The organism is Pseudomonas sp. 9.3L (assembly GCF_058536285.1).
Window position 1 is genome coordinate 3,911,417 of sequence record NZ_JBZUBK010000001.1, and the last position, 26,244, is coordinate 3,937,660.

19 protein-coding genes and 2 pseudogenes are annotated in these 26,244 nt (G+C 54.2%); 2 read left to right on the forward strand and 19 right to left on the reverse strand.

Going from position 1 to position 26,244, the window contains the following annotated elements; translation table 11 throughout:
- Positions 1-95: 95 nt before the first annotated feature.
- Complete coding sequence (locus AC4LE2_RS18070) at positions 96-1,397, reverse strand: Nramp family divalent metal transporter (protein WP_491827152.1); 1,302 nt, start codon at positions 1,395-1,397, stop codon at positions 96-98.
- 303 nt (positions 1,398-1,700) lie between these two features.
- Between AC4LE2_RS18070 and AC4LE2_RS18075 the strand changes: the two genes are divergently transcribed.
- Positions 1,701-2,561, forward strand: coding sequence for an oxidoreductase (locus AC4LE2_RS18075; RefSeq protein ID WP_491827154.1), 861 nt, complete (start codon positions 1,701-1,703; stop codon positions 2,559-2,561).
- Between the two features lie 38 nt (positions 2,562-2,599).
- On the opposite strand, the pseudogene AC4LE2_RS18080 reads toward AC4LE2_RS18075, so the two are convergent.
- From AC4LE2_RS18080 to tssA, 16 genes and pseudogenes are all read right to left on the reverse strand, one after another.
- Positions 2,600-3,478: pseudogene (locus tag AC4LE2_RS18080) on the reverse strand (serine/threonine-protein kinase); the annotation flags it as partial.
- 17 nt (positions 3,479-3,495) lie between these two features.
- A complete protein-coding gene (locus AC4LE2_RS18085) occupies positions 3,496-4,224 on the reverse strand; it encodes a PP2C family protein-serine/threonine phosphatase (protein ID WP_491827156.1) in 729 nt (242 codons plus the stop codon).
- Positions 4,224-7,718 carry a type VI secretion system membrane subunit TssM gene (gene tssM / locus AC4LE2_RS18090; RefSeq protein ID WP_491828175.1) on the reverse strand — a complete coding sequence of 1,165 codons (3,495 nt, stop codon included), beginning with the start codon at positions 7,716-7,718 and terminating at the stop codon, positions 4,224-4,226. The genes AC4LE2_RS18085 and tssM overlap by 1 nt, the downstream gene beginning before the upstream one ends.
- A 14-nt stretch (positions 7,719-7,732) precedes the next feature.
- Positions 7,733-8,608 carry a type IVB secretion system protein IcmH/DotU gene (gene icmH / locus AC4LE2_RS18095; RefSeq protein WP_491827158.1) on the reverse strand — a complete coding sequence of 292 codons (876 nt, stop codon included), beginning with the start codon at positions 8,606-8,608 and terminating at the stop codon, positions 7,733-7,735.
- 5 nt (positions 8,609-8,613) lie between these two features.
- Positions 8,614-9,945: a type VI secretion system baseplate subunit TssK gene (gene tssK / locus AC4LE2_RS18100; protein ID WP_491827160.1), complete on the reverse strand. Its 1,332-nt coding sequence runs from the start codon at positions 9,943-9,945 to the stop codon at positions 8,614-8,616.
- Between the two features lies 1 nt (position 9,946).
- Positions 9,947-10,447, reverse strand: a complete 501-nt coding sequence (gene tssJ / locus AC4LE2_RS18105; RefSeq protein ID WP_491827162.1) for a type VI secretion system lipoprotein TssJ — start codon at positions 10,445-10,447, stop codon at positions 9,947-9,949.
- Entirely contained in the window at positions 10,444-11,649 is a 1,206-nt protein-coding gene (tagH, locus tag AC4LE2_RS18110) for a type VI secretion system-associated FHA domain protein TagH (RefSeq protein WP_491827164.1), read from the reverse strand. Before tagH ends, tssJ begins: the two co-directional genes overlap by 4 nt.
- 17 nt (positions 11,650-11,666) lie before the next feature.
- Positions 11,667-11,753: pseudogene (locus AC4LE2_RS18115) on the reverse strand (type VI secretion protein); the annotation flags it as partial.
- 126 nt (positions 11,754-11,879) lie between these two features.
- Complete coding sequence (locus AC4LE2_RS18120; protein ID WP_491827166.1) at positions 11,880-13,394, reverse strand: sigma-54 interaction domain-containing protein; 1,515 nt, start codon at positions 13,392-13,394, stop codon at positions 11,880-11,882.
- Positions 13,394-16,039 carry a type VI secretion system ATPase TssH gene (gene tssH / locus AC4LE2_RS18125; RefSeq protein WP_491827168.1) on the reverse strand — a complete coding sequence of 882 codons (2,646 nt, stop codon included), beginning with the start codon at positions 16,037-16,039 and terminating at the stop codon, positions 13,394-13,396. The genes AC4LE2_RS18120 and tssH overlap by 1 nt, the downstream gene beginning before the upstream one ends.
- Positions 16,036-17,055 carry a type VI secretion system baseplate subunit TssG gene (tssG, locus tag AC4LE2_RS18130; protein WP_491827170.1) on the reverse strand — a complete coding sequence of 340 codons (1,020 nt, stop codon included), beginning with the start codon at positions 17,053-17,055 and terminating at the stop codon, positions 16,036-16,038. Before tssG ends, tssH begins: the two co-directional genes overlap by 4 nt.
- On the reverse strand, positions 17,019-18,806 hold the full coding sequence (gene tssF, locus AC4LE2_RS18135) for a type VI secretion system baseplate subunit TssF (protein WP_491827172.1): 1,788 nt from the start codon (positions 18,804-18,806) through the stop codon (positions 17,019-17,021). The genes tssG and tssF overlap by 37 nt, the downstream gene beginning before the upstream one ends.
- 2 nt (positions 18,807-18,808) lie before the next feature.
- Positions 18,809-19,255: a type VI secretion system baseplate subunit TssE gene (tssE, locus tag AC4LE2_RS18140; protein WP_491827174.1), complete on the reverse strand. Its 447-nt coding sequence runs from the start codon at positions 19,253-19,255 to the stop codon at positions 18,809-18,811.
- A gap of 13 nt (positions 19,256-19,268) precedes the next feature.
- Positions 19,269-20,741: a type VI secretion system contractile sheath large subunit gene (gene tssC / locus AC4LE2_RS18145; protein ID WP_491827175.1), complete on the reverse strand. Its 1,473-nt coding sequence runs from the start codon at positions 20,739-20,741 to the stop codon at positions 19,269-19,271.
- 26 nt (positions 20,742-20,767) lie between these two features.
- On the reverse strand, positions 20,768-21,271 hold the full coding sequence (gene tssB, locus AC4LE2_RS18150; protein WP_491827176.1) for a type VI secretion system contractile sheath small subunit: 504 nt from the start codon (positions 21,269-21,271) through the stop codon (positions 20,768-20,770).
- A gap of 34 nt (positions 21,272-21,305) precedes the next feature.
- On the reverse strand, positions 21,306-22,862 hold the full coding sequence (gene tssA, locus AC4LE2_RS18155) for a type VI secretion system protein TssA (protein ID WP_491827178.1): 1,557 nt from the start codon (positions 22,860-22,862) through the stop codon (positions 21,306-21,308).
- Between the two features lie 559 nt (positions 22,863-23,421).
- Here tssA and AC4LE2_RS18160 point away from each other — a divergent pair.
- Complete coding sequence (locus AC4LE2_RS18160; RefSeq protein WP_491827180.1) at positions 23,422-23,940, forward strand: Hcp family type VI secretion system effector; 519 nt, start codon at positions 23,422-23,424, stop codon at positions 23,938-23,940.
- 146 nt (positions 23,941-24,086) lie between these two features.
- On the opposite strand, the gene otnC is transcribed toward AC4LE2_RS18160, so the two are convergent.
- Together otnC and otnK are read right to left on the reverse strand one after the other, a co-directional pair.
- Positions 24,087-24,725 carry a 3-oxo-tetronate 4-phosphate decarboxylase gene (gene otnC / locus AC4LE2_RS18165; protein WP_491827182.1) on the reverse strand — a complete coding sequence of 213 codons (639 nt, stop codon included), beginning with the start codon at positions 24,723-24,725 and terminating at the stop codon, positions 24,087-24,089.
- On the reverse strand, positions 24,722-26,011 hold the full coding sequence (gene otnK / locus AC4LE2_RS18170; protein ID WP_491827184.1) for a 3-oxo-tetronate kinase: 1,290 nt from the start codon (positions 26,009-26,011) through the stop codon (positions 24,722-24,724). Before otnK ends, otnC begins: the two co-directional genes overlap by 4 nt.
- Positions 26,012-26,244 lie beyond the last annotated feature (233 nt).

Sequence of the window (26,244 nt, forward strand, 5' to 3'; positions counted from 1 at the left end):
GAAGAGGCTCACACTCAACCTAGTAAAACCTGAACAAAAAAGGCCCGCCATCACAGCGAGCCCTCCCCCAACCCTGCTCTCGCTACAAACGCGAATCAGCTAAAGAGATCCACACCCAGTTGGAACGCGACCCATAGCGCGAGGCCTGTTGCGAATACCAGGGCGATGTTCTCAAGGATGTTGTTGCGGTATTGCTTGTCGAGCAGGGACTTCTGGTTAGACATAATCAGCAAACCCAAAGAAATCACAGGCAGGCCGATGATATTCAACGCGCTTACACCAATGGTGAGCGTGACGAAGTCGGGCATGCCGGGCATCGACCAGATCAGTGGCGTAACCAGGATGAACAACATGAACCATTTGTGCATCGGGTCGTGGTGAAATTCTTTGCCGTAACGTGCGCGGCGCTCGGGCCTGACGTGCTGGAAGGCGTCGGTAATCAACATGGGAAATGCAGTTGTTTTGCCGGAGACACTGGCGAACAGCGTGGCAAACACCCCAATGAAGAACACATACCAGCCGATGGGGCCGAAGAACATTTCCAGGGCCTTGCCCAGGTCTGACAGCGTATTCACCTCGATGCCATTGGGCCGCAAGATTTCCGCGCCGACGATCCAGATTGCCAGGTTGATGATGATGCCAACGAACACGGCAAACAGCAGGTCGTTGCGCTGAATGCGCTTGTGCTCTGGGCCGACCCAGCCCTTCTGACGCATCACGTACGGGTGCACGAAGTTGGCAACGGAGCCGGCGACCGCACCGATCACGGAGACGGCGACCAACAGGGCACCATGCACGCCCTCATCGGGCGGAATGCTGAAGCCAATGGTGCCCTTGATAATGCCCGTCACGTCCGGCCCGGACATCACTGCCAAGGCAATGAACGCCAGCGTCATGACGGCCAGCAGAACCTTCATCACACCTTCGATCAGCGAATAGATATTTCGGCCGACCAGCATCCAGACCGCAATCACCACGGCCACAGAACACAGCAGCGGGTAGTCGATCTTCAGCAGCATGGCCAAGGCTTCGCCAGCGCCTTTGATCATGTAGGCATTCATCAAATGCCCCATCAGCAAGGCGTACACCAGCAGGAACCACCCAAAGAAAGGGTTGAGTTGGGCGTACCCCTGGAGGATGGTCATGCCCTGGTTATTGCAGAGCTGGAAGCGGGCGATGATGTTGACGATCAAGTACCGGAGCAGCAGCGACACTGCCAGCACCCACATCATGGCGTAGCCGTAGTTCGCGCCCGCAACGGAAGAGGTGATCAAGTCCCCCGCGCCTAACCACGACAGCACGGCGATAATGCCAGGGCCCAGTAGCTTGAGCATTCGGGCGAGGCGGCTTTGCGGTGGTGCTATGACCTGCCCTTCGGCGGAGGGAGTGCTCGGCATTGTGTGATCTCCAATTGTTGTTTTTTTAGGGACACCACAGTCGAACACAATACATATGATGTCGTACAACTTGGACTTGTAACGAATTATGTTGAAATGTTTCAGTCGCAGCTCAAGGGCATGTCAGGCCCTTTGATCTACGGGCTGGCCGTTTCTCAAGATGCTCTTCTGCAGCTCAATACCTTTTAGCTGCTCCTGCTCGACTTGCCCAATCCTGCCCTTCTGACCCAGGGTCACACCTTTCACGAAACGACCGCGAGAGTGACCTGTCGCACCTATCAGACCCTACTGATGGAGGAAGACATGTCGAACGGTACAACACATACCCCAGTCTGGCTCGTTACCGGCTGCTCCAGCGGCTTTGGCCATGAGCTGGCCAAGCTCATCATTGAACGTGGCTGGCGCCTGGTAGCCACTGCTCGGGACAGGTCGCGCCTGGATGACCTGGTTCAACTGGGCGGCGAGCAGGTACTGACGGTGGACCTGGACGTTAGCAAGGCCGATCAGGTAGAAGCCGCCGTCGCCGCTGCGCAGACCCGCTTTGGCAGGGTCGATGTGCTGGTCAACAATGCAGGCTACGGCTATCAGAGCTCGATTGAGGAAGGCGAAGACGCGGAAATCCGTGCGCAGTTCGAGGCCAACGTGTTCGGGCTGTTTGCAGTCACTCGCGAAGTGCTGCCGATCATGCGCGAACAGCGCAGCGGCCATATCATCAACATCACCTCGGTGGCGGGCTTGATTGGCTTCCCCGGCTCCGGCTATTACGCCGCGACCAAGCATGCCGTTGAAGGCTTCTCCGATGCACTGAGCGCCGAAGTCACGCCCTTAGGGATTGCAGTGACGTGCGTAGAGCCCGGCCCCTTCCGTACCGACTGGGCGGGCCGCTCGTTGAAGCAGACCCCGTCACGTATCGAAGACTACAAGGACACCGCCGCAAAACGCCTGGACTCCACCAAGCAATCGAGCGGCACCCAGGCGGGCGACCCGGTACGTGCAGGGCAGGCAATGATCGAGCTGACGCAAAACCCGAACCCGCCACGTCACCTGGTACTGGGCAGTTGGGGGTATGACGCAGTGGTGGCAGACCGCAAAGCACGGCTCAAGCAGATCGAGGACTTTAAGGCGGTCAGCGTTGGGGCGGACTTTCCGAAGGATGGGGTTTGACTGGTCGCCGTGTTTGTACGGCGTAGTAATAACCTGTGTTAGTGCCAGTACCCTTTCAAATGCCAGGCTGGGGCGGAGAGCGCGCAGTGTAGTTGCAGGGCGGTGACCGCTCTCTGTGCAGGGTCTGGCGCCAATGCCCTACGCAGGGCTGACCAGCAACGGGGCGGAAGGTGCTTGGGCCGTCGGGGCTCAGGCCGATTCTGCCCAGGCCCCTCAGCTGCCGTGTGCCTAAGATAGGGGCGTTTACCTTCCGCCAGCTCATAGATCACACACGCGGCACTGTATATATCAGCCTTGGCGGATAACGGCTGGCCTGCCAGCACCTCAGGTGCAGCGTATCCAGGTGTCCATGCATTGATGCGGTTCCTACTCACATGCGGTAGGCCCGCCAATACGCTGCCTTGTGCTAACCCAAGCCCAAAATCGAATAGGCGTACGCCTTCATCACTCAGCATTATGTTGCTGGGCTTTATATCTCCGTGGAGTACGCCTTGCGTGTGGATATAAGCCAGTGCATGGAGCAGTGGCAGGGCTACGGCACGTAGCTCACGCCAAGATAGGCCCATTGGGTACTCACACAGTAACTTATCCAGGGTTGGGCCGTGCATTAACTCCATGGTGATAAACGCACGCTGGCAGCTTTTGTCTACGTCGAAGGTTTGCACACGCACGATATTGTCGTGCCGAAGGCATTGGGTCAGCGCAAACTCGTTGTATAGCAATGCACTGGCATCGGCGGACTGAGCAAGCGCATCGCTCACAACTTTGACTGCAATAAAAGGCACAGGCTCGCCGAATTGCTCAATAAGCAGGTCCTTAGCGCGATACACCACTGCCATGCCCCCTGCGCCTAATAATCGCTCAATTCGATAACGCCCTGCGAGCACATCAGGTAACGTACTTATTCGTTCATGCGTTGTGCGCGCGACGCTTGTCACTGCCGAATCACTACCGCTGTGAGATTGTCTCTGGCGCTGCCTTCAAGCGCACTATCGAACAGGCGGCTTATTGCCGCCTGCGGCGAAACCAGACTTAACGCCCTGCCCAGCGCATCACTGCCTACTTCCTTGTATAGGCCATCGCTGCACAGCAAAAAGGCATCTCCTGGCCGTACTTCAAGCTCTGCCACCCCTAAGCTCAGCACCTCATCCGCCCCAATAGCACGGGTGAGCGCCTGCGCATTCGGATGAGACTTGGCTTGTTCGACGGTCATGTGATGCTCATCCACCAACTGCTGTTGCAAGGAATGATCTTTGGATAATTGATACAAGCGCCGACTTCGCCATAGGTAGCAGCGGCTGTCGCCAGCCCAGATACACGCCGCGCGGTTGCTCTCAATCAGGAGTGCAACTACGGTGCTACCCATTACGGTGTCGTGATGCCCGGCAATAAGCGTCGGCTCCTCATTCAGCCGGCGGTTCAACCACCGCAAGTTCTGACAAAGGGTTCTTACCCGGTGCGATAAGCCCTCCTGACACGGCAACCCAGCCAAGCTAATGACCACTAACTGGCTAGCGATATCGCCCCCTTGATAACCACCCATGCCGTCGGCAACTACCCATATGTTTTTATGGGGATTATCTAGAAAGGCATCTTCGTTGCGTGCGCGTACCTTACCCTCATGGGTACAGGCAGCACTTCGCCAGGGTTTAGTCATCCACATCAAATCTGCGCTGGCATACGGAAGGTACGCAACATTTCCATGTCGAACGGGTTAGGCGCGCGCTGGCTGGTCAGGAGATAATTAGCACGCAACCCCCCAACATCGGCCTTCAATACCAATATATCGCGCCCACTGAGGTATTCGGTTTGCATCAGGTCCAACAGCCGGAACAGCGCCCAAGGGCTGCTGCGCTTCTCTATCACTACAGCCTGCCCAGTTAGTTTCTCCATCACCAGTTTGCTATGACTGACCTCAGCCGCCGCAGGCCAGGTGAAGGATACCGGCACGATCGGGCCATGCCGGTACTCCAGCACTTTCTCGCCATACGTGAACTCGGCGCGGCTTACGGTAGGGTCAAGCGTGTAAGGTTCCAGTGAGAACTCAACCTGCGGTTCGAGCGCCCCGTCTGAAAAGAAGCCTTGCCGAATAGCGTGTGTCGCTATGATCTGCTCAAGATAAAACCTTGAGATTGGCAAGCTTTGACCTTCCACATGACGTAGGCGATAGCTAGTGGCATCACCGTTTACGAATGGCCGTACGTAGGTATCGAAGAAACGGTCTGCAACGCCCTGGGCTTTGAAAAACTCTCGAAAGTCAGTGATGGCTACATCGCTGGTACTGTCAGCATAGAAGGGATAACGCTTGTTGATTGCCTTGTCGTAGAAGCCATACAGCTCGCTTTGATAACGCTGGCTCACATACGCATAAGCATCGCTGAGCACCAAACGCCAGCTGTCTTTCGCAACACCGTTGAACCAGCGCTTCACTGGGCCAGGTAAACGCGTTGATGCATTGCCAACACTGCTTAGCGCATCACGTTGCCCACTCATGCGACGCCGTGCCAACTCAAAAGCTGCCTGCCCATTGCCACTGGTGCGTGCCAGCCCTGCCATCTGCTGCTGCAGATCATTGAGGGCGCCTAAGGCGAGTACCAAATCACTGGAGGGGCCATCCTTGTCATCGAGCAGACGGTGCAAGGCCTCAAAGCGCCGCTCCAGCAATTTTCGCGCAGCATCCGATACGTTATTCATCGCGCCAGAGGCGTTTTCCCCTACTGAAACCATCCGGTCCAGGACGCCTGCAGGGGCTTTGGCTACGCGCCCTGCGGCGTCTGTCGCCAAACCGGCCACCTGCTCAGACCACGCGCTTAACCTTGTGTTATTGCGCACGGCCACCAGCAATTGCAGCACCGGCGAGTTTGGAGAGGTTAGCCCGGCCAACTGTTCAGCGCTTTCTCGGGCATCTTCAATCGGAGGAATGGTTAGCTGGGCAATGGCTTCGCCCCAATAGGCGGCATAATCACGGAAATACGCTTGCTCAATGTCTGCAGCCAAGCGTTGTAGCTCCATGTCACTGATAGCGGCGCCCTCCCCCAACACCCAATTGTCACGCAGGATATCCATGACCAGCACTGGGCTTTTAACCGAGAAATAATGACGATACCCCTCTTGGGTGAAGAACCCCGGAATCACGTAGTCGGCACCGGTAAATAACGAACCCATAGGGCCCAAGTGATGACTCAGCCGGTAGTCTGGCAAACTCTGTGCTTGTTCACGTAACAGGCGATAAACCACCTCGGCCAATGACTCACGGCGTAACGCAACGCGCGCTTGTGCAACCAGCTTCTCATCAAGCGAGTGGGTGAAGGGTTGGCTTAATAGGCGCTCAAAATGCATCGCCAGACTGGTCTGAAGACCGGAGTCGCCCTTGTAGTGTGCAGCCCATTCTTTTGCCACCCATGCCTGAAGCCATGTGGAATCCCGTCGATCTGCCCTATTCAACATTAGATAAGCACGTAGGCTGTTGAGCAGTTGGTCACGATCATTCAAATTGGCGCGGATCTGACGTTCAAGCAGCTTGGCGACCTGGGGTAAAAGATGCGCGGCCAGATCATGCTCGTATGTAGTTTCAAGTGGCGGGTTAACTGCTCCTCTCTGATACAAACCGGCGCGCTCCAGGTAAGAAATATCACTGGCGTCAGGGAACGCTTGAGTTGCGGCATAACGAGTGTCTAACGCTGCCGCCAATGGCGCAGCATCACTACTAGCAGAAAGCTCTGCCCATTGCTGTGCTCCTTTTTGCGTGAGCGTCCGCAAGGCTTCCAGGCGTTCATGATTAGCCTTGAAACCGTGCGTCCATAGCAAGCCAAACGCTATTAACGTTACCAGCGCGCCTGCATACAGGGTACGCTGCCCCCAGTGAATACGGCTGCGCTCACGCTTGTCTAAGCTGGCCAAGTCAGCTTCGGGAAAGATCACACGGCTAAATAAGTATTGAATAAACCTTGGCTGGCCTGCATGACGCTCAAACGGGTAGCCGCCACCTTCATCAGCGCCTGGGTCAGCGGCGCTGTGGGGCGCGCTGGTTAGATAAAAACCTCTTAAATGCCCAGCCCTTTGATAGCGGTTACCGCCGAGCGCTTTGTCTACAAATACACACAGTTGCTCGCCTACTTGCGCTAACCGGTGAGGAAAATCCAGAATATCGCCACGCCGTTGGAGGTTGCGTTCTTGATGCAGGCGTGTAATGACCTGACTGCTCAACCGCTCTAGCAAGGCTTCGAACTCGACACGCAACACCGCCACTTCTGTGCCAATCTGGCCTTCACGAAAACTGGCACCTAGGACTTGGTTACGCTCTTCACGAGTGAGTTGGTCGAAAAACTCACTGAACCCTGCTACTTGATCAGCTTTACTTAGCACCAGGTAGACCGGCACGTCAGTGTGCAGTACTTGGTAAACGTCCTGCAGGCGAGCACGCACTTGGTGCGCAAGCACTTCAGTGGCGCTTTCATTCCTGCCTAAAAGCATATCGACGGGGAGTGTGATCAGTACTCCATTAAGGGGGCGCCCACGGCGCCGTTTACGTAGCAGTTTAAGCAGTGAATGCCAGCCGCTTGCATCGACCTCTTCTGGCTGCGTGAGATAACGCGCGGGGGTATCTATTAGCACGCCCGCATCCGCGAAATACCACTCGCAGTGGCTGTGGGCGCCTGTGCGCTGAGCCACTTGGCGGATATCATTGAGCGGAAATTCGAGGCCAGAGAAGGCCAGCATGCTGGTTTTGCCGCTACCCTGAGGCCCAATTAATAAATACCACGGCAAAGTATCGCGCCAGCGCGCGCTACGATCAAAATATAAGGCTGAGCGTTTCAGTGCATTGAGCGCGTCTTTAAAACGTACGCTTAGCGCACGTTGCTCTTCATTGATCTGAGCCGTTCGATCAACCTGACCCCGGCTACCTTGCCCTGCGCCGCCGCTCTTCTTTTGCACGTCTGACCGCCATCTGGCGAACACGCCCGCTAGCCCCCATAGTAGAAAAAGCACGCTGATGGTTAACAAGCGAGAGGAAGCGCTCTCCCAGAGCTTATGCTCATCGACTGCCAGCAGCGGGCCCAACTTCCACACTATCAGTGCCAGGGACAAGACGAGCAGCAACGTCCAAACCCAGGTGCGAGCTAGCAATACCCCCATTTTTTTAACGCGTTCGATCATTGCCTGTTCTCTCTTCATGGCTGTGACTGCGGCAAGTGCAGGGCTGCCTCAGGTACCTGATAGGCATGAAGTGATGCGCCCCGTTGCTCACCCAATACCCAGGCGAAGCCCCCATACATCACGGCAAGACACACCAGCGTAAACAGCACCACCATCCAGACTGGCACCACACGCACGACCGTGGCACGTCGATTGTCAAAGCCCTCCCAACGTGGCGACAGTTCGCGAGGGACATCACCTCGCAATAGGCGGATCTGTCGATAAAGGGCATCTCGGACATTCTCCAACTCAAGGGTGCCCTGCTTTTGAACTTGGTACTTTCCCTGGAAGCCAAGGGCCAGGCACACATACATCAACTCAAGCGTAAGCAGGTGCTTCAGCGGGTTTTTTGAAAGGTGTTCCAGTAACTGAAAGAACTTCGCGCCACCTGAGGTTTCATTATGAAAGCTGCTGAGCAAACTTATCTTGGACCATCCACTTTCGTTACCCCACGGTGTAGTGACTATTGCTTCGTCAACGACTGTGCAGAGTACGTACCTAGCCGCCAGCACTTGGCTGCTCTCTATGCCACTCTGAAGCGCCCGCGACTCGAACCTTTTTAACGAGGAGGAGAGGTACTCTTTAAGTGATCCCACGTCTTCGCCATTTGCGCTTTGCTTTAACCGTACGACTTCAGACAATAACTCGTAAGCGCTGGCTACCAAGGCATTCAGGCTGGCACTGAACGTTTCAGAGGCGCGCTGGTGTGCCGAGTAAACCATGCGTTCTTCTAACTGCTCGAAACGAGGTGGGGATTCGAAATCAGTCAATGGTGTAGCGGTTGTTGCATTACCTTGGCGGTCGAGGAGTACGGTTTTTTCATCTTTTTCGTAGTAACCATCTATTATCATTTCTCTTAATTCCTGATAGCCCAGAATTTCAGCTCAAGCTCAGGAAATTCACCTGATACGTGGAACGCAAAACCACCGGAGCGCTCCAGTTGTGCCAAATCATCAGGGCTAAGCTCAAGAACGAAGTACGTTTTATTAGCATGGAATGCAATTTGCCGTGGCGCTACGGGCAGAGGCTTTAGTGTTATCCCTGGCAAGTGCAGGTTAACCAATTGACGGATACGCTCTACAGCACCTACTTTAAGGTGTGCTGGTAAGCGGTGCCGCAGTGCTTCGGAATCGCATTGCGCGCTGGCCGAGAGTACGAAAGAGGCAGTGCCAACCAGTGTATGGTCCTGCAGGGGCGCGACAATAATCCCATATTGGCGTGCCTCCAAAGGAATCTCGATGGCGTGCTGCTCCAGCACCATTGAGAGCACCTGACGGATAGCTTCCATCAGCAAGCGGAAGCTCATGCACTGATCGCTGTGTTGGTAGCGGCCGTCTACATCTGGGCGCTTAGTCTCACTGGAAAACGTAGCCACCTCTCCCAGCAAGCTTAGCAGCGTTCGATAAAGCGCTTCAGGGTGTACATGCTCTAGGCCAAGGTAGTGACGCAACAGCAATTCAGTGCGGTTGATTAATTGCAGCATCATGAAGTCGCCAACCTCGGCGCCCCCAATGCTGCCTGTTGAGCGAATACGTTCGGCAATAGCGTCGCCACGGTTGGCCAACAGGCTGATCACTTCCTTCAGGCAAGACAGCAGGTACCGTGAGGTATGCACCTGCATGTAGGTAGGTACAAAATCAGGATCAAGGCTGATAGTGCCATCGGACGTTGTACTCAGTACGTTGCAGACTTTAAGCCTTACATAGGCTTGATCGTCCTGCTGCTCACCGAGCAAGAGTTTGAAGGCCATACGCCCGCAGCTGATTTGACTCACTGAATACTCACCGGCATTGGAGTCTGCCAACTCGGCGTCATAGACGGTATATCGCGCCACGACGTCCGATTGCTCAGGGCGACGCGCTTCGACAGAGTTACCAACCATCATGGGTAGGGCCAAGTAGACAGGTGTGTTGCCAACATTGGCCGGCAGGTCCAAGGCTAGTGGCTCAATACTGTTGTGGAGGTCAAACAAGGTGCCATCCGGCAGGATGCCAGAGGACTGCGTAATCACCAGCTTGCCCAGATTCAGCGACTGCTGATCAATCTCCAGCGTAAGGAACCCCCATGCGTAACCGGTGACCCAGTGGGTACGGGTTTTCATCTGGTGATCGTAGTACCGGTCGTTATGCTGAAAGTGTTGAGGGCGCAGTAACATACCTTCTTGCCAAATAACTTTATGGTTACTCATATCAGCCCTTTACCTTGGCAAGCACTTGCGTGACATTCTGGATACCTGTCTGGTCAAGCGTGAGGTCAGCTCGGGTCAGCCCTGAAGCGGTTATAGGCAGGGTGTAGCGCCACTCCGTTTCTGATAAGTCTCGATAGGCAGCAAGGATGCCAACGTAGCGGCTGCCCTTCTCCATATGCAGCTTCAGTTCGACAGATTCACCAGGGCGCAGCTCTAGCTCTTCGATGGCTACCATGTCTTCCGGCAAGGTTTGCCGTGGCCTTTCATAGAGGCTAAAAAAGTCAGCGTTCTCAAAAGCTACAGGATGCTTGAGCTCAAAAAGACGTATTACAACAGGTGAAGGCCGCCCGTTGAGGTCCGGGTTTACCTGCTGACTTGCATGTAGGCTCAAATCGAGTTTTGTAAATGTCGAAAAGGGCGACATAGCGGAACAACCAGTCATCAGCAGTAAAACAGCCAGTGCTGCGATAGCAATAGCAAATACAGGCAATCGGTACGTCATACGTGTTCTTCCTGATGATCGAGGTGAAGAGCGGAAATCAAACGCACTTGCTCCTCGTAGGCGCGTGTAAAGTCACGGCTTAGCAAGCGCTCGCACCCATCGCCATCCTTCTGTAAGGCTTCGTAGTAACGTTCATAGGCCCGCCATCGCCTGCCGGGTATAAGTGCAAACGGCAGAGCGTGGCGCTCGATACGCTGAGAGAGCTGCTGGGGTGAGAAGTGACCCATGGTGCTCCGTGCTGCGGCGCGGCTTGCCGCCAGCAGGGCAACCTGATGAGCCTGAAGATCATGAAATGCGCCTGATACAGACTGCTGCGCGGATAACTGCCCGGGTTTTTGCGTCTGCAATAAGCTGTGCAGTATCTCAGGGGTGCCTGCTGCACACTTCAAAGGGTTTGTCAGGGCACCTTCTTCCAATGTGCGCTCCAGGCCCAACTCATTTTTTATATCCGCTTGGGTTCGTAAACTTTGACTCAGGCCGCTAATACTCAGCCTAAGCAACCCTGCAACACTTACTGCAAGGCTCTCACGCTGTCGTACATCAAGATTTTCAATGCTTAGCCCCAGGGCGGAAGCAAACTGCTCCCAAAATTCTTCATTGCCTACTTCAGTCACTACCGGCGTAATTTCATCTGGGTCATTGACGGTACTTGCGATCAGTTTTGGGACCCTAAGATGCTCCCTGTCGATGCAAGCAAAATCTACCGCAGCCCCAGTGTCCTGAGGGCCCATGGAAAATCTCAGCAGATCGTCTAATTCTGAATGGCCATGCTCTTGCGACTTTAATGTCTCTAAAGGATCTGGTGAAAAAAATGCATCGTCGGGAATTACATTTGCCGCACGCTGCGGTACGCCAGCCGTGAACTCGGGGGTGGGCGCATGCTGTATGAGCTGTGCGTGAATTTCAAACTCACCTAAGACATACAGGCTGCCATGCTCGATAAGGACGGGTTTTCCGCGAGGCAGCTGTGCACCGCTCCGACCGTCCCTCGTACCATTGCGGCTGACATCCGTTAGAAAAAAAAACCCCTTACTGTAGGTGATCATTGCATGTCGGTTCGACAAATAGCGCTTGCGGTCCGGTAATACCCAGTCGCAGGACTTCCCTCGCCCTATCACACCGCCAGCCTGCTTGAAATTTTTCTTATGTACTGCAGCAGATACGGATTGCGTAGCAGTCGAGACTTCGAAAACCAAGTCCATTTATTCTTTTCCTTCTATTACTTACCACGACTGAGCGCGCGCGGATCTCCTAGCGGACGATAGTTATCGTCGTTAAACTTGTAATTACCTGTGCACGCTACAAGGGCACAGAATAAGCCGAGTACTATCAAGAAAAAGCGGAAAAAATAAAAGCACACTATTTGACCTCCAGAACGCGAAACACCATACAGAGATATTGAATATTCCAACCTAATTGACGCAACACTGATTTAATCATTGAGCGCCGCCTTGTTGATACTAAGCCGATCAAGGCGATACAAAAACGTACGGCGCGGCAAACCTAGTTCACGAGCCGTTACCGTCTTGTTTCCACCGTTTTTGCTTAAGCAACGAATCAGCAAATCACGCTCGATAATTTCGAGTTGCTCCCGCAGTGTTATATTTTTGTCATTTTGAGCATCAACTGGCCCCAAGGAGAAATGCCCAAGTTCCAATTCCTCACCATCGCACAACAGCACGGCGCGTTCGACTGCCCCTTTGAGCTCACGCACATTGCCTGGAAATGAGTATCGGCTAAGGTAATGTAATACGTTATGGGGCCACCTTACAGGTGTACGCTCAAGAAATACGCAAGCCTGATCGGCAAAGTGTCGTGCCATATGAAGTACATCGCTCTCACGATGCCTTAAAGGGGGCATTTCAATAGGAAACTGAGCTAGCCTGTAATAAAGGTCTGCACGAAAACTGCCCTCACGGACCAATGCCATCAAATCTCTATGCGTAGCGGCGATGATGCGCACGTCAACCTTTCTTGCTGTGTTAGAGCCCAATGGTCGAATTTCGCCATCTTGCAATACGCGCAGCAGCTTGGCCTGCAAGGACAAGGGCATATCGCCAATTTCGTCGAGTAGCAACGTTCCACCATGAGCCGCTTGAAATAGACCTTCGCGGTCTCGATCAGCACCCGTAAAGGCGCCCTTGCGATAGCCAAACAATTCACTTTCCAAGAGTTGCTCAGGGAATGTTGCGCAGTTCTGGACAACGAAAACCTTAGCGCGACGAGTACCGTAATCATGGATCGCTCGTGCAACCAATTCCTTCCCAGTCCCCGTCTCACCTTGCAGCAGGACAGTGCAAGGACTATTCGAAACTCTGCCGATGAGCGAGTACACATGGCGCATCGCAGCACTGTCGCCAATCAGCCCATAACGATTTTCATTGATCTTGATAGGGGGCGCTGGCTGTATGGCATTCGCGTTTTGCTGGCCGTGCAGCAGCTGCAATCGACCAAGCGAAAGCGACCCTAGTTGGCTAATTGACTCGGCGAACCCTTGAAGGCTGACCTCATGACCACTTGCACACACTAACACCCCCTGTACGCGCTGACCTTGAGCGGCGAGAGGTACACATAACAGTGCTTTCCAGGCTGTTGTTTGGGATGGAAGAAAATTGGCTTCATGTAGACTGCTGCTCACATCACCCAAACACACAGTACGGTTATGGATCAGCGAAAATTGAAGTAGTTGCTCGCCGCTGTAATTCATGTGAAGCCGTCGGGAAGGCTGCGGGTGTAGCACGCCGTTCAGGCACTCGACGGCTAAATCCAACCGTTTAAGCGTGGCGTCTACCATATAAACTTGCACCAGCTCGCAATGTGTTAACGGAGTGATCGCCTGAGCTAAAGCGTCTAATAAAGCTTCGCGCCCTGAAACGTTTAGTACCCTGCCGAACTGCCCAATCAATTTTTCGGCATAGGCTAATGGTTCTGGAATATCACTAAACATTAGCTCAACTCGCAAATCACATCAGCGCCAGCAAGCGTCATGTGAACGTGTTTAAGGCCTTGCCCACTGGCTGTTGCTTCAAGCAGGCGGTCGGTCAGCCTCGGTAACACCTGCTGTTCCATTAATTGATCAATCAGCCGCGCGCCGCTATCGCCCTGTACGCAACGCTCGGCCATGTAGTCTACAACCCGCTGCGAGTGGCTAAACCCCAGCTGCCGCCGCTTCAGGCGCTCACCTAATTGGTCGATTTTCAATTCGACCAATTCGCGCATTACGCCGGCCCTAATGGGGTAGTAGGGCACGACACGCATACGAGCGAGTAGTGCCGGTTTGAAATGCGCACTTAGCACTGGACGGATAGCGTGCTCTAGTACTTCTGCCGTTGGCAGCGAAGGCTCACTACATAAGGCGTCGATAAGGTCACTGCCAAGGTTACTCGTCATAAGAATCAACGTATTGCAGAAGTCGATTTCTCGCCCTTCGCCGTCGTTGACCGTGCCCTTGTCAAATATCTGATAGAACAGCTTGAGAACATCTGGGTGCGCTTTTTCAACTTCATCGAGCAACACGACGCTGTAGGGGTTGCGGCGTACCGCTTCAGTGAGCATGCCCCCTTCACCATAGCCGACGTAGCCCGGGGGCGCACCAATGAGCCGTGAAACCGTGTGTGGCTCCTGATATTCGGACATATTGATGGTAATCAGAAAACGCTTGCCTCCGTACAGCAAGTCAGCAAGCGCCAGGGCTGTTTCAGTCTTGCCAACCCCGCTAGGGCCGACCAATAAAAAAACACCCGCTGGCCCGTTGGGGTTATTAAGGCCGGCAGCATTGGCACGCATCGAACGGTCCAGAGCGCGGACGGCGTGCTCTTGGCCACGTATGCGCGCACTCAGCAGTGGAGCAAAGCTGGCAATCTTTGAATCGTGTTCACGCGCCAATTGGGCTAACGGTATGCCCGTCCACGTGCTTACTACGTCTGCGACGAGGCGCGGACATACCTCGAAACTTACCAGCCGCGTATCAGACTGAGCGCTGATCAATGCGCTATGTGCCGCTTCGAGCTTAACTTCAAGATCGGCAATCATGTCTACATGGACGGCCGCCTGCGTCGCGTTCTCCGCCAGTTGCACTAAGCACGGCTCTGCACCTACCTCCGCGATCGCAGAAAACTCACGCACGCTGGCAAGTTGCCTACGTGCCGTCAATAGACGTTCAGCCAGAGCTTTCTGAGTGGCCCAGAAGGCTTCCAGCGCTTTAAATTCGGTACGTGCCTCACCCAAACGACAGTCCAGCGCATCCAATGCCCTCAGATCAATCTCTAAACCCGCCTGCGCATCACGATGGAGGGCTTCAGACTGCCGGGTGCCTTCTACCCATTCGCTACGCAATGTTTCAACAGCCTCTGGTGGAGCTGCCAAGCTGATGGTCACGCGCGCACAGGCGGTATCGAGGACATCTACCGCTTTATCCGGCAACTGACGACCTGACAGATAGCGCGCTGATAACTCTGCAGCAGCCACTACTGCATCATCTCGCAGATAAACGCCGTGGTTTTTCTCATAGACTCGAGCCAGCCCGCGCAGAATGGTCACCGCCTCACTGACCGTTGGCTCGCGCAGGTGCACCGGCTGGAAGCGCCGAGCCAGCGCCGGGTCTTTTTCAACATGCCTTTTGTATTCTGTCCAGGTAGAAGCGGCGATAGTTCGTAACTCACCGCGCGCGAGTGCCGGCTTGAGCAGGTTGGCGGCATCAGAACCACCTGCATGGTTACCCGCGCCGATCAGCGTATGCGCTTCATCGATGAACAGAATAATTGGCGTCGCAGATGCCTTGATTTCTTCCATGACACCCTTAAGGCGCCGCTCAAATTCACCCTTAACGCTTGCCCCTGCTTGCAACAAGCCCATGTCCAACGACAGGAGCTCGACACAAGCCAATGCTGGCGGTACTTCGCCCGCAACTATGCGCAACGCCAAGCCTTCAACAACGGCCGTTTTACCCACGCCAGCTTCACCAACCACGATTGGGTTGTTTTTACGTCGACGAACCAAGATATCAATCAGCTGGCGTATGGCTGCGTCTCGGCATAACACAGGATCAAGCCTGTTCTCACGAGCGTCATTTGTAAGGTTGTGGGTGAAACGCTCTAGCTGTGATTCTGTTGCCTTGGGTGGTTGTGCCATAGGCGTTTGCTCGTGGCGGTCAAGCGCAAAAGCCTTGACCCGCTCTCTATTAAGCTTGGCAAGCAGGGGGTGATAGCGGGTGCCGGCATAACGTAGCGGATTGCAAAGTACGGCAAGAATCAAACACGCCTCGTCCACTTCGGACTTTCCAAATTCAAGGCTAGCCAGGATCAAAGCATCTTGCAGCCACTGTACGAGCGCTTGGCAAAAAACCGGATTGCGCGACGCGCTATATTCAACTTGCGGTTTCAACGTTGCGCTTAATTCATCCACGTCCACGTCAGCGTCTGTCAAAGCTCGCCCAAGAAGGCCTTGGGGGCGTTGCAGTAATGCTGCCAGCAAGTCTTCCACAAGAATCTTGCTGCCACTGCGAACAAGGCATCGTTGGGCGCAGCACTCAAGATCTCGGCGGGTTTCGGCATCAAGCGCGTGTACAAGTTGATGCAAATCTATATTCATCATTGCTCACGTCCTTGCTGAGTATTACCAAGTGTAACTATGCCGTCCGATTTCTCGCGGCCCAGCCAACTGGTCCAGCCAAGGTGACAGGGGTTTCGTTCGCCAATGCGTAACTCTCGGATGTCCTCATGACACATCACCAGGCGGATGTCGTACTCCAGAGGATCACGCAAGGTAAATCGCACCAAGGCGTGCAGTGGTTGATAGCCAATTCCTATAGGTAAAAATTCATGAAACCGCTTCCAATCAAGTTGATAGATATGAATACAAAACTTACCGCTCCGGTCTCGCACGTACTGACCTAACACCAACGTGCCTCCTAACACGCTATTAGCAATGCCCAAACGGTTTTGCTGTTCAGCCAAGATTCGAACACGGCGTTCGGTACACTGCTCCACCCGCAGCTCAGCATGTTTAAAGTAATAACGCAGTACCGACTCTATCAAAGCTGCCGAGTGCGCCCGTAGGCTTAGCAGGCCCAAGTAAGGAAGGAGCCGCCTCCAGTTCAGCTCTTTTGCCTTTCGAATCTCTGCATTGCCTAATCCGATCAAGGCAAATAACTGCGCTGAAAATGAATCCACCGCACCGCTCTGAAAACTGATGTGATAACGATATTTACGCCACACAGGCAACAGTAGCCGATGCAAACGATCATGAAATAGATCCAGAAAATTACGGGTTAGCTTACTCTCCTCGCACTCTCCCAAAGCTTGCTCCCCATAAAAAGCAGGAAGCGGCGACCCTGAGCCTATCAAGCCAATCACGTTGATTCGCAGGCGTGCCCGCATCTGGCCCTTTTCCTCGAAAAACTGCACACGATCTACGTCTGCGCAAGGAAAGCCCAAACTTGGGTTTGCCTGGAACTCCACGTGTTCGTATAACTCATCGTCACTCATAGATGGGTATGCTTTGCGCAATCGCTCAATGACTAACAACACAGCCTGGAATAACGAATATTCACGTATGCTCCGTGTCAGCTCGCTCAAAGAAGAGGCTGCAAGCCCATGCGGGGTGCCCATTTATAAGTTTCTCCATACGTACTTTTAACATACAGCTCATGATATGAATTGAGGCTCGCATACAGTGCAAAAAACTCATTCAACACTGACGCAAAAACAAATACATCTCCATCGCCGATGTAGCCTTCTGGATCTATTACCAGCTCGGTACGCACGCCGCGAACAGGCAACCCCCGATACAAACGATCGACATGCTGATGTTTGATGGACTTCAGCCCACCTAGTAATCGCTTGCTAATCTTTGCTGCACGGTGGTCATGATAGCGAGGCAGATCATATGTTTCCAAGATAACCTTTAACGCATTGACATCCGCCAGAGAAAGATAATTTAGCGACATATTACTGATCAGCTTCCAAAGGAAGTTTTGATTCAGGGGCGGCGCATAACTCGGGGTAGCCTGAACAATATTTCGGAAGCTCAAAAACTCTGGCGTGTCCTCGCAGGCTACGCAGATGTCGCCTACGTTTAGCTTCTGCGGTAGATTCCGATTTGTGCACGTCAGCTCAATTGACAAAGTTTCCGGGGCGTCAACTTGACGGCTGGTAAAGCTTAAATACGTATCCAAACCATCATGGAGTGAGGAGGCTCGCTGTCGAATACTGTAATGCGGCTGGCTTTCGGCAACGTCAAAACTGACATCATGCTCGAACGACTCAAATGGCACGTAAGCCTGGTAATCCAAGCCGCTAGGCTTCCAGCCGATCACTGTGTCTACCGAAAAGACCTCGCAGTGCTCCGAATCGTATTCAGCCGGCAATAACAGGTACTCGTCCTGCTTTCCATCGAAACGGATAGGTAGCGCATCGTGACTAAACAGGTTTGCAACCGGAGTACAGTATAATTTTACGTTATCGAGCGTAGGCCGAAGCTTTTGAATACCGCACTTACGAATATCAAAACGTAGTTCCAGACCCCTTACCTGTTTTAATACCTCTTCTGGCAACTTTTGCAGAAGGTCTAAACCCTCGATATCAACAAACAGAAACTTCTCTTGAAAAGAAAAGTACTCCTGTAGATAGCGATAACCTCGAAAGGTGTTGAGCGGGTATGGGATCAATGCTTCTTGCTCAGCGAAGCCGACGGGGCGCACCTTGCTTCCTGGTAGCACCCAGCTGATAACTGCCCCCTCAAGGCCGAGTACGTATTTGCCTTGGTCATCAAGCGGTACCAGCTCAATATGCTCCAAATCATGTAGCAGCCCAACATAGAGCATTTGGCTGATGTAGCGCTCGCCACACAAATGCAGGCGCAGCTGACTCAAGGCAAGCTCCCCTACGTGCCCGTCGTTGTTCATTTTCATTCGTAGGCTTAGTAATGAACCGTTACCACGTGCCGAATAGGTCAGGGCTACCAATGCCAGCGGCATTACTTCTGTGAGGTAACACGTCTGAAACCTACAACGTGTGCCATGGAGAGGAAGGCTTTCGACCGGTGTATGTCGCGCTACCTTGAGCGCAGGGCCTGGGCGAGTGAGCGGATCAAACTGGACGATGCTGAAAGAAGGCAGCGGCCTGAGATAGTTTGGCCATAGTAACTGCATCAACGAATGGCTGATCTCTGGCAATTCATCGTCGAGCTTTTGCCTCAGCCTCCCTGTCAGAAACGCAAATCCTTCCAGCAAGCGCTCAACGTCTGGGTCCTTACCTTCCCGCCCCAGAAAAGGGGCTAGCGCCGGGCTACGTTCAGAAAAGCGCTGCCCCAACTGACGCAGTGCAGTCAGTTCGCTTTGGTAATAATGATTGAAGGACATGCTTACCGCCCTCTGCCAGGAGCCATAGAGGCTACAAAGGATGAAACCACCTGGACTTGCCCGCTGCCTTGAAGGCACGCCTCAAAACTAACCGGACGGTTGAGGCTTTCCAGCGAAAGCAAGGCTTCAATACGGAAGGCCAGTCGAAGCTGATCAGTGTCGCGCGAGAGCGGTATGACGCGCACCTTGCTCAGCCGAGGCTCATACGTAGTGATGAACACTTCAATAGCAGTGCGAGCGCGACAGAGCGAATCATGCAGGCTGAGCCGCATATCATTGAGGTCTGGAAGACCGTAATCAGGGAGCGTTTGTACGCTGCCCGCTCGGGTGCTAAGCATTTTTGCAAGATGCTTAGCTATAGAGGCCATGATGCACGCCTCGCGATTCTGGCTAGCAAGCTCAACCCCACCGTTATTCAGGCGGTCGAAAAGCGTGGCATATGCAATCATGGCGTATCTCCACTTACTCTTTATCTAACTTGCCAACCAGCGACAGCGTGAAATCAGCGCCCATGTATTTAAAATGCGGCCGTACGCTCAAACAGACCCGGTACCAACCAGGTTCACCCTCAACATCATTAACCGTAATCTGAGCGGCCCGCAGTGGACGACGGCCACGAACCTCTGCGCTAGGATTTTCTTGATCGGCTGTGTATTGACGAATCCATTTATTCAGTTCTAGTTCGAGGTCTGTCCTTTCTTTCCAGGAGCCCAGTTGCTCGCGCTGTAAGATCTTCAGGTAGTGTGCAAGACGGTTAATTACCATCATGTAGGGCAATTGGCAGCCGAGTTTATAGTTGAGCTCTGCTGCTTTCCCCTCCTCGCTCATTCCGAAGAATTTTGGTTTTTGCACGGAGTTGGCTGAGAAAAATGCCGCATTGTCAGACCCTTTGCGCATGGTCAGTGAAATGAAACCTTCATCGGCGAGCTCGTACTCACGACGATCACTGATGAGCACTTCAGTGGGGATTTTGGTTTCAATTTCCCCCATGCTTTTGAAGTGATGCAGCGGCAGGTCTTCGACCGCACCGCCGCTTTGCGGGCCAATGATATTGGGGCACCAGCGGAACTTGGCGAAGCTTTCAGTCAGGCGTGTGCCAAATGCATAAGCGGTATTTCCCCATAAATAATGCTCATGGTCATTAGCGACGGTTTCTCTGTAAACAAAGGATTTGACCGGATTCTCCTCAGGAGAATAGGGGCTTCGGAGCAAGAACCTAGGCAGCGTGAGGCCCACATAGCGCGCATCTTCCGAGGTACGGAAACTCTGCCATTTGGCAAATTGGGGCCCCTCGAAATGGTCTTTCAAGTCTTTGAGATCGGGCAGGCCAGTAAAGCTTTCTAGCCCGAAGAACTGAGGGCCAACCGCAGCGATGAAGGGTGCGTGTGCCATGCAGGCAACGCTGGCGACGTAGTGCATGAGCTTCACATCGTGCGCGCTGGGAGACAGATAATAATTAGCGAGGATAGCGCCTATCGGCTGACCGCCAAATTGGCCGTATTCTGCGGTATAGACGTGTTTGTAAAGGCCAGCCTGAGTGACCTCTGGCGAATCCTCGAAGTCTTCCAATAAATCGGTCTTGGAAACGTTGAGTATTTCGATCTTAATGTTTTCCCGGAAGTCAGTACGGTCTACCAGCAGTTTTAGCCCCCGCCACGAAGACTCCAGCGATTGAAAGTCTGGATGGTGGAGGATTTCATCCATCTGCAGGCTAAGGACAGTGTCTATCTCCGCAATCATGCGGTCGACTAACGCTTTTTTTATAGGCTGGCCTTTATTTTGGGGCCTTAACAGTTCTTCGATGAACGCCGAGACTCCACGTTTGGCGATCGAATAGGCCTCGTCGTCGGGAGTAAGTCGGGTTTGCGCAATGATGCTATCGAGAACACTGTGTTCGATGGGCTCTAGGCGTTCTTGCAATGCACTGGTATTCAAGAGAGGAGGCTCCTATATTTGGGCAATTAGTTAGGTTCCAACGGGCTGCTCATGCCCAACTCGGTCATTACCTTCGCTCGTGCTTCATCGTCAGAAAGTACTTGTTCGATCGCTTTCCGAAAGGCCGGTGCATTGCCTAGGGGGCCTTTCAAGGCGACCAGCGCATCGCGAAGTTCCATTAGCGCGTTCAGCTCGGGGACCTGCTTCACCAAATTGGCGGGATCGAAGTCATTCATCGTGTGAATGCTTAACTGCATGCTCAAACACTCGTCCTCTTCTCCCTGCTTCAGACGGTTAGGCACATTAACTGCGAGGCTCAACTCCTGCTTGGCCAGTACCTCATTGAATGTCGATTTATCAATACCGATTGGCTTACGGTCTTCCACCTTGCGATCGTCGGGCCGATGAATGTAATCACCAATAGCGATGAGTTTCAGCGGTAACTCTATTTCCTCTCGCCCCCCCTCTACCGCAGGTTTGAATGTTATGTTTACCCGTTCTTTGGGCGCAACAGAGCCTTCTTTGGCCATTGGGCATTTTCCTTTTATACTGTGGCCGCTAGGCCTATTCAATTACTGCTTCGAGATCTAGATGGCACAACCTGAGGTGTATTTTTTCCTTACACTCCCGAACAGCATGGTTCTGAGGAAGAAGTTCACAGCACTTGTAGAGCATATGGAGCACCTCTAGGGCTAAGTCGGGCTCCCACGCGTTGAGATTCTGGCTGTGTAACCCTTGGTCCAGCGCTTCGAGCTGAGCCTTTGCCAATTCGTATTTCTTCGCAATGAAGCACAGCCTCGCCATCGATAGCTGCCATAAAAATTGCTCCCGCCCACCTTTGGCGGCCTGCAAGCCTGGCTTGAGTAGTAGGACGGCTGCTTTAACGCCCTCCTTGCCCAACACTGACATCGCCTCTTGCAGCGCTGACTCCCTGGGTGTTGGCTCGCCACATACTTCAGGTTGGGTAGGCGGGGACTGGGCTTGAAAGTGCGGCGTTATGTACCTAGCGATCCAGGAGCGCGTAGCAGAGTCCGCGAAGGGGCTTCCGTCGTGAAAACGTAGCTCTGCCAGCGCAGGCAAGCGATTGAGTAGCAGCCCGAATTCAATTTCTACTTGCTGCATCGCACATGTCGCATTCAGGCCCTGCAGGCATTCCCATGCCATTCGCTGACCATCGAACCAGAACGGAGCGTTTGAAAGGCTGGCTTCCAGGTCTACCAACAGGTCGGCGTACTTACCTTGCTCAAAGCGCTCTTGATACGCCTTTGTTATGCCCGCAGGTGGGCGCCTTAACGGCGTTATCAGCTCGGCGTTGTGCTCCGGGAGCGCCTCGATAGGCAACCATAGCAGTGTACGACTAAGGGCCAGTGCGCGAGGCGCCGCGACGCTTTGTTTGAGCCACCAGGCGCACAGCGGTCGAGCGTTCTCCTGTAGTGTTCGGAGCGCCTTTTGAGCACTTTTTTCGTTGTCGATGGTGGTTACCGGGGTTACCCATTGGGCAGCAGCGCCTTTGACTTGCGCGATTGCCGTGCTCAGCGGCCCTGGATGGGTCTGGGTCTCGGAAGCGCGCTGGACGAGCATTTTCAGCCGGCGAGAAACTGGAAGTAGTAGAGGCGCCTGCTCACCCAAATGCTGGTTGAAAATGCTGTCTAATCCTTCGATGTATTCCACCATGCGGTGAAACATCGGCAGTTGTTCCTTGATTGCAATCTGCTCGTTCAATGTGCGCTCAAGGCGTGGTACCAGCCAAATGAGTGCAGCCGCACGGGTTCGCCCTTTGGTGGGATAGACTTCAGCCCAGTGATTGCAGGCCAAGTAGTGAAGGAGGCCAAGACCCGCCAGCAGCCCAGGGAGCGACTCCCGCTGATAAAGTGCCCACGTCAACCATGCCCCTACCCGAAGGTCTTTTGAATGGCTTTCAAGCACGCGTTCGCTTGTTTGGCGCACTGCTTCCCAGTCTGTCAGCCCATTGGCATGCATGGATTGAGCTTTGCCTACTTCTTGCTCAAGTGCTTCGTATTCCGTTGAGAATCGCATGTCTTTGCCAGCGAAACACTCTGCAGAGATAGCCGCTTTCGCAAGATCAAGGTAACGCGTCAAGATTTCGTCTGGATAAGACATGCCTAGCCTTTACTCTGAGTGACACTATCAGACCTGATTGACTTAAGGCCTGTCACCTGCAATGGAGTTGACAATGTTTATTGTCCCCGCGGAATGCGCTTTCGTTCAAAAAGGTTTCACTCAATACAAGGGGGTTAGAAACGCTTCCGAATGACTGTACGCCAGTGCTAGCAAATGACAAGCCAGGAAGTTCCTAAAGTTTTGTAGGAAAGTTCACCAAAGCTATTCTGGCTGTGCTTTTACTTAAAACTGTTCAGTTGCGTCAAGTGCGCAAGTTTTTGCACATAATACTGTGGATATCCCCGTGACAGCATGCGCTAAACTTATGAAAATAAAGGCTTCAATTAAGCTGTGCAAAGATTCTCCAAATATGCGCAAGTACTTGCTCAGTTTAATCCCAGCTTTAAGTGCTCAGGTAGGGTGGCTGTTCTAAGACCGACTCAACCTCCCCGAAAATAAGGGCTGGACTAAAAGTGGCACGCTCTTTGTTAATACTGCAGCGCGCAGACGCTATTTTTAGTGTCTTCCTGCGCGCAGATCACGAAGGAGAGTATTCCAAATGGCAACACCTGCTTACATGTCCGTATTTGGCGCGAAACAAGGTCTTATGACAGAAAACGCTTTCACTGCTGACTCAGTCGGTAATACCTATCAGGAGGGCCATGAGAACCAGGCAATGGTCCAGGCTTTTAGACATGAGGTCATTATTCCGCGCGACCCACAGTCAGGCCAGCCTACCGGTCAACGTGTCCACAAGCCGGTGGTCGTTACCAAAGTCTTCGACAAAGCCTCGCCATTGTTGCTAGCGGCGCTAACATCGGGCGAAAAGATCGATTGGGTTGAGATCCAGTGGTACCGCACCTCTGATAAAGGCACCCAGGAGCACTATTACACCACCAAACTCGAAGACGCGATCATCGTAAATATCACCGACTACATGCATAACTGCCAAGATCCATCAAACGCACATTTCACGCATTTGGAGGACATCCACTTCTCGTACCGGAAGATCACTTGGACGCACGAAGTCTGTGGCACTTCAGGCTCTGACGACTGGCGTACCCCTGTCGCTGGCTAAGCTCAAAAGCTTATGCACTGAGCAGTATTCGCCCGGTGCGGGGGTTACCGCACCGGCCGGTAAATGATGAACCTTACAGTCTGTATACGCTGAAACCTAACCCAAGGCGCCCCAACCCCAAGGGCGCCTTGCTCTCCAACCAACCGCTACCACCCTGCCCCAAACACCTCATTCAACTCATCCAGCACCGCCTGGCTGAGCGGCTCGGGGCGGGGCTGGGTCATGAGCCAGAGCCGGGCGGTTTCTTCCAGTTCTTCCAGCGCATAGCTGGCTTTGCTCACCGAACGCTCCCACACCACCGGCCCTAGCCGTTCGAGCATGACGCCGCGTACCGCGTTGGCCAGTTCTGCTACACGCTGCGCAACCAGAGGCGAGCCAGGGCGTTGGTAGCCGATCAGAGGAATGTGCCCTACTTTCATCACTTGATAGGGCGTAAGCGGCGGCAGGATGTCGTCTTGCTGCCACACTCCGGCCAGGGTAAGCGCTACCAGGTGCGTGGAATGGGTATGGACTACGCCGCCCACCCTGGGGTTGCGGTCGTACACCTGGCGGTGCAGGGCCAGGGTTTTGGAGGGTTTATCACCGGACACCCACTCTCCTGCCTGATTCACCTTGGCGATGGCGGCTGGGTCGAGCCGGCCGAGGCAGGCGTCGGTAGGGGTGATTAGCCAGCCGTCGTCCAGCCTGGCGCTGATGTTGCCGGCGCTGCCCACGGTGTAACCACGGCCATACAGGCTGTGGCCTACGGTACAGATTTCCTCGCGCAGCGAGGCTTCGCGGCTCATGTCCAGTCTCCTGAGAGGCGGCGCAGGGCTTTGATAAAGAAGTCCACGCTGCCGAAATTGCCTGATTTAAGGGTGAGGCCCACGGGCTCGGCCAGGCCTGAGGCCAGGGTGACCGGCACGCCAGGGTCGATTTGCCCGCCGATGCGCAGCGAGGTCACGCCTAGGGCCTGAACCACAGCGCCAGAGGTTTCGCCGCCGGCTACCACGAAGCGGCGTGTGCCGTGCTGGTATAGCTGCTGCGCAATCTCACCCAGCGCTGCCTCTACCAGCGCGCCCGCACGCTCTACGCCCAGTTCGGCTTGCACGGCCTTGACGGTAGCGGGGTCGCTGGTGGCGTAGATCAGCACAGGCTCTGCGCGATCTGCGAACGCCAGTGCTTGCTCAACCACAGGTTCACCTTTCGCGAGTTGCAAGGGGTCGATGCGGTAGCCTGGCAAGCCGGCCGCCAACCAGGCAGCAACCTGCCCGTTGGTGGCGCGGGAGGCGCTGCCTGCCAGCACCACAGCCGGGCCGTCTACGACGGGCAGCGACGAGGCGTCGCCTTCCGCCAGCAGGCCACGCTCACGGAAGTTACCCGGCAGCCTTTGGGCCACACCGGACCCTCCGGTAATCAGCGGCAAGGCTGCACAGGCGGCGCCCAGGGTTTGGAGGTCTTGGTCGGACACCGCATCGGCAATGGCAATGCTCACGCCGGCTTCGCGCAGCACAGTCAGGCGTGCTTTCACTGCTTCGGCCCCTGCGGCGACCTGGTCGTAGCGCAGTAAGCCTACGGTGCCTTGGCTCTGGCGCTGTAACACGCGAACCAGGTTAGCGTCGGTCATGGGAGTAAGTGGGTGGTGCTCCATGCCAGACTCGCTCAGTAGCCCATCATTCACGAACAGGTGGCCACGGAACAGCGTTCTGCCGGCGTCTGGAAAGGCTGGGCAGGCGATGGTGATAGGCACGTTCAAGGCGCCTTGCAAGGCCTCTGTCACGGGGCCGATGTTGCCTGCGGGGGTAGAGTCAAAGGTGGAGCAGTATTTGAAGAAAAACTGCTCGCACCCTTGCGCCTGTAGCCAGGCCAGGGCAGCGAGGGATTCACACACGGCCTCATTGGGCGGTGCGGTCCGGGATTTAAGCGCCACCACGATCGCGTCTGCGGTAAGGTCCAGGGCGGCAGTGCCGTCGGGAATACCGATGGTTTGCACGGTGCGCATCCCGTTTCGTACCAAGATATTGGCAAGGTCAGTGGCGCCGGTGAAGTCGTCGGCGATGCATCCCAACAGCGGTCGGTGGGCAGGGTTCATGCGTTCTCCAAAAAGCGATGCCAATCCACTAGAGGGTCATTTGCCAACGGATTCACAAAACAGAACATCCGCTGACGGCCTGCACAGTTGAGCAGCGCCCTCAATCGATGGCAGGATCCTAATACATTATGTGAAGCTGTGTGAAATTATTTGACTTGGATGTTAATTGCTCACTAAGGTAGTGGCACCGCCACCCGATCGCCCGCTGAGTGACCTGGGTCCGCAGAATAAAA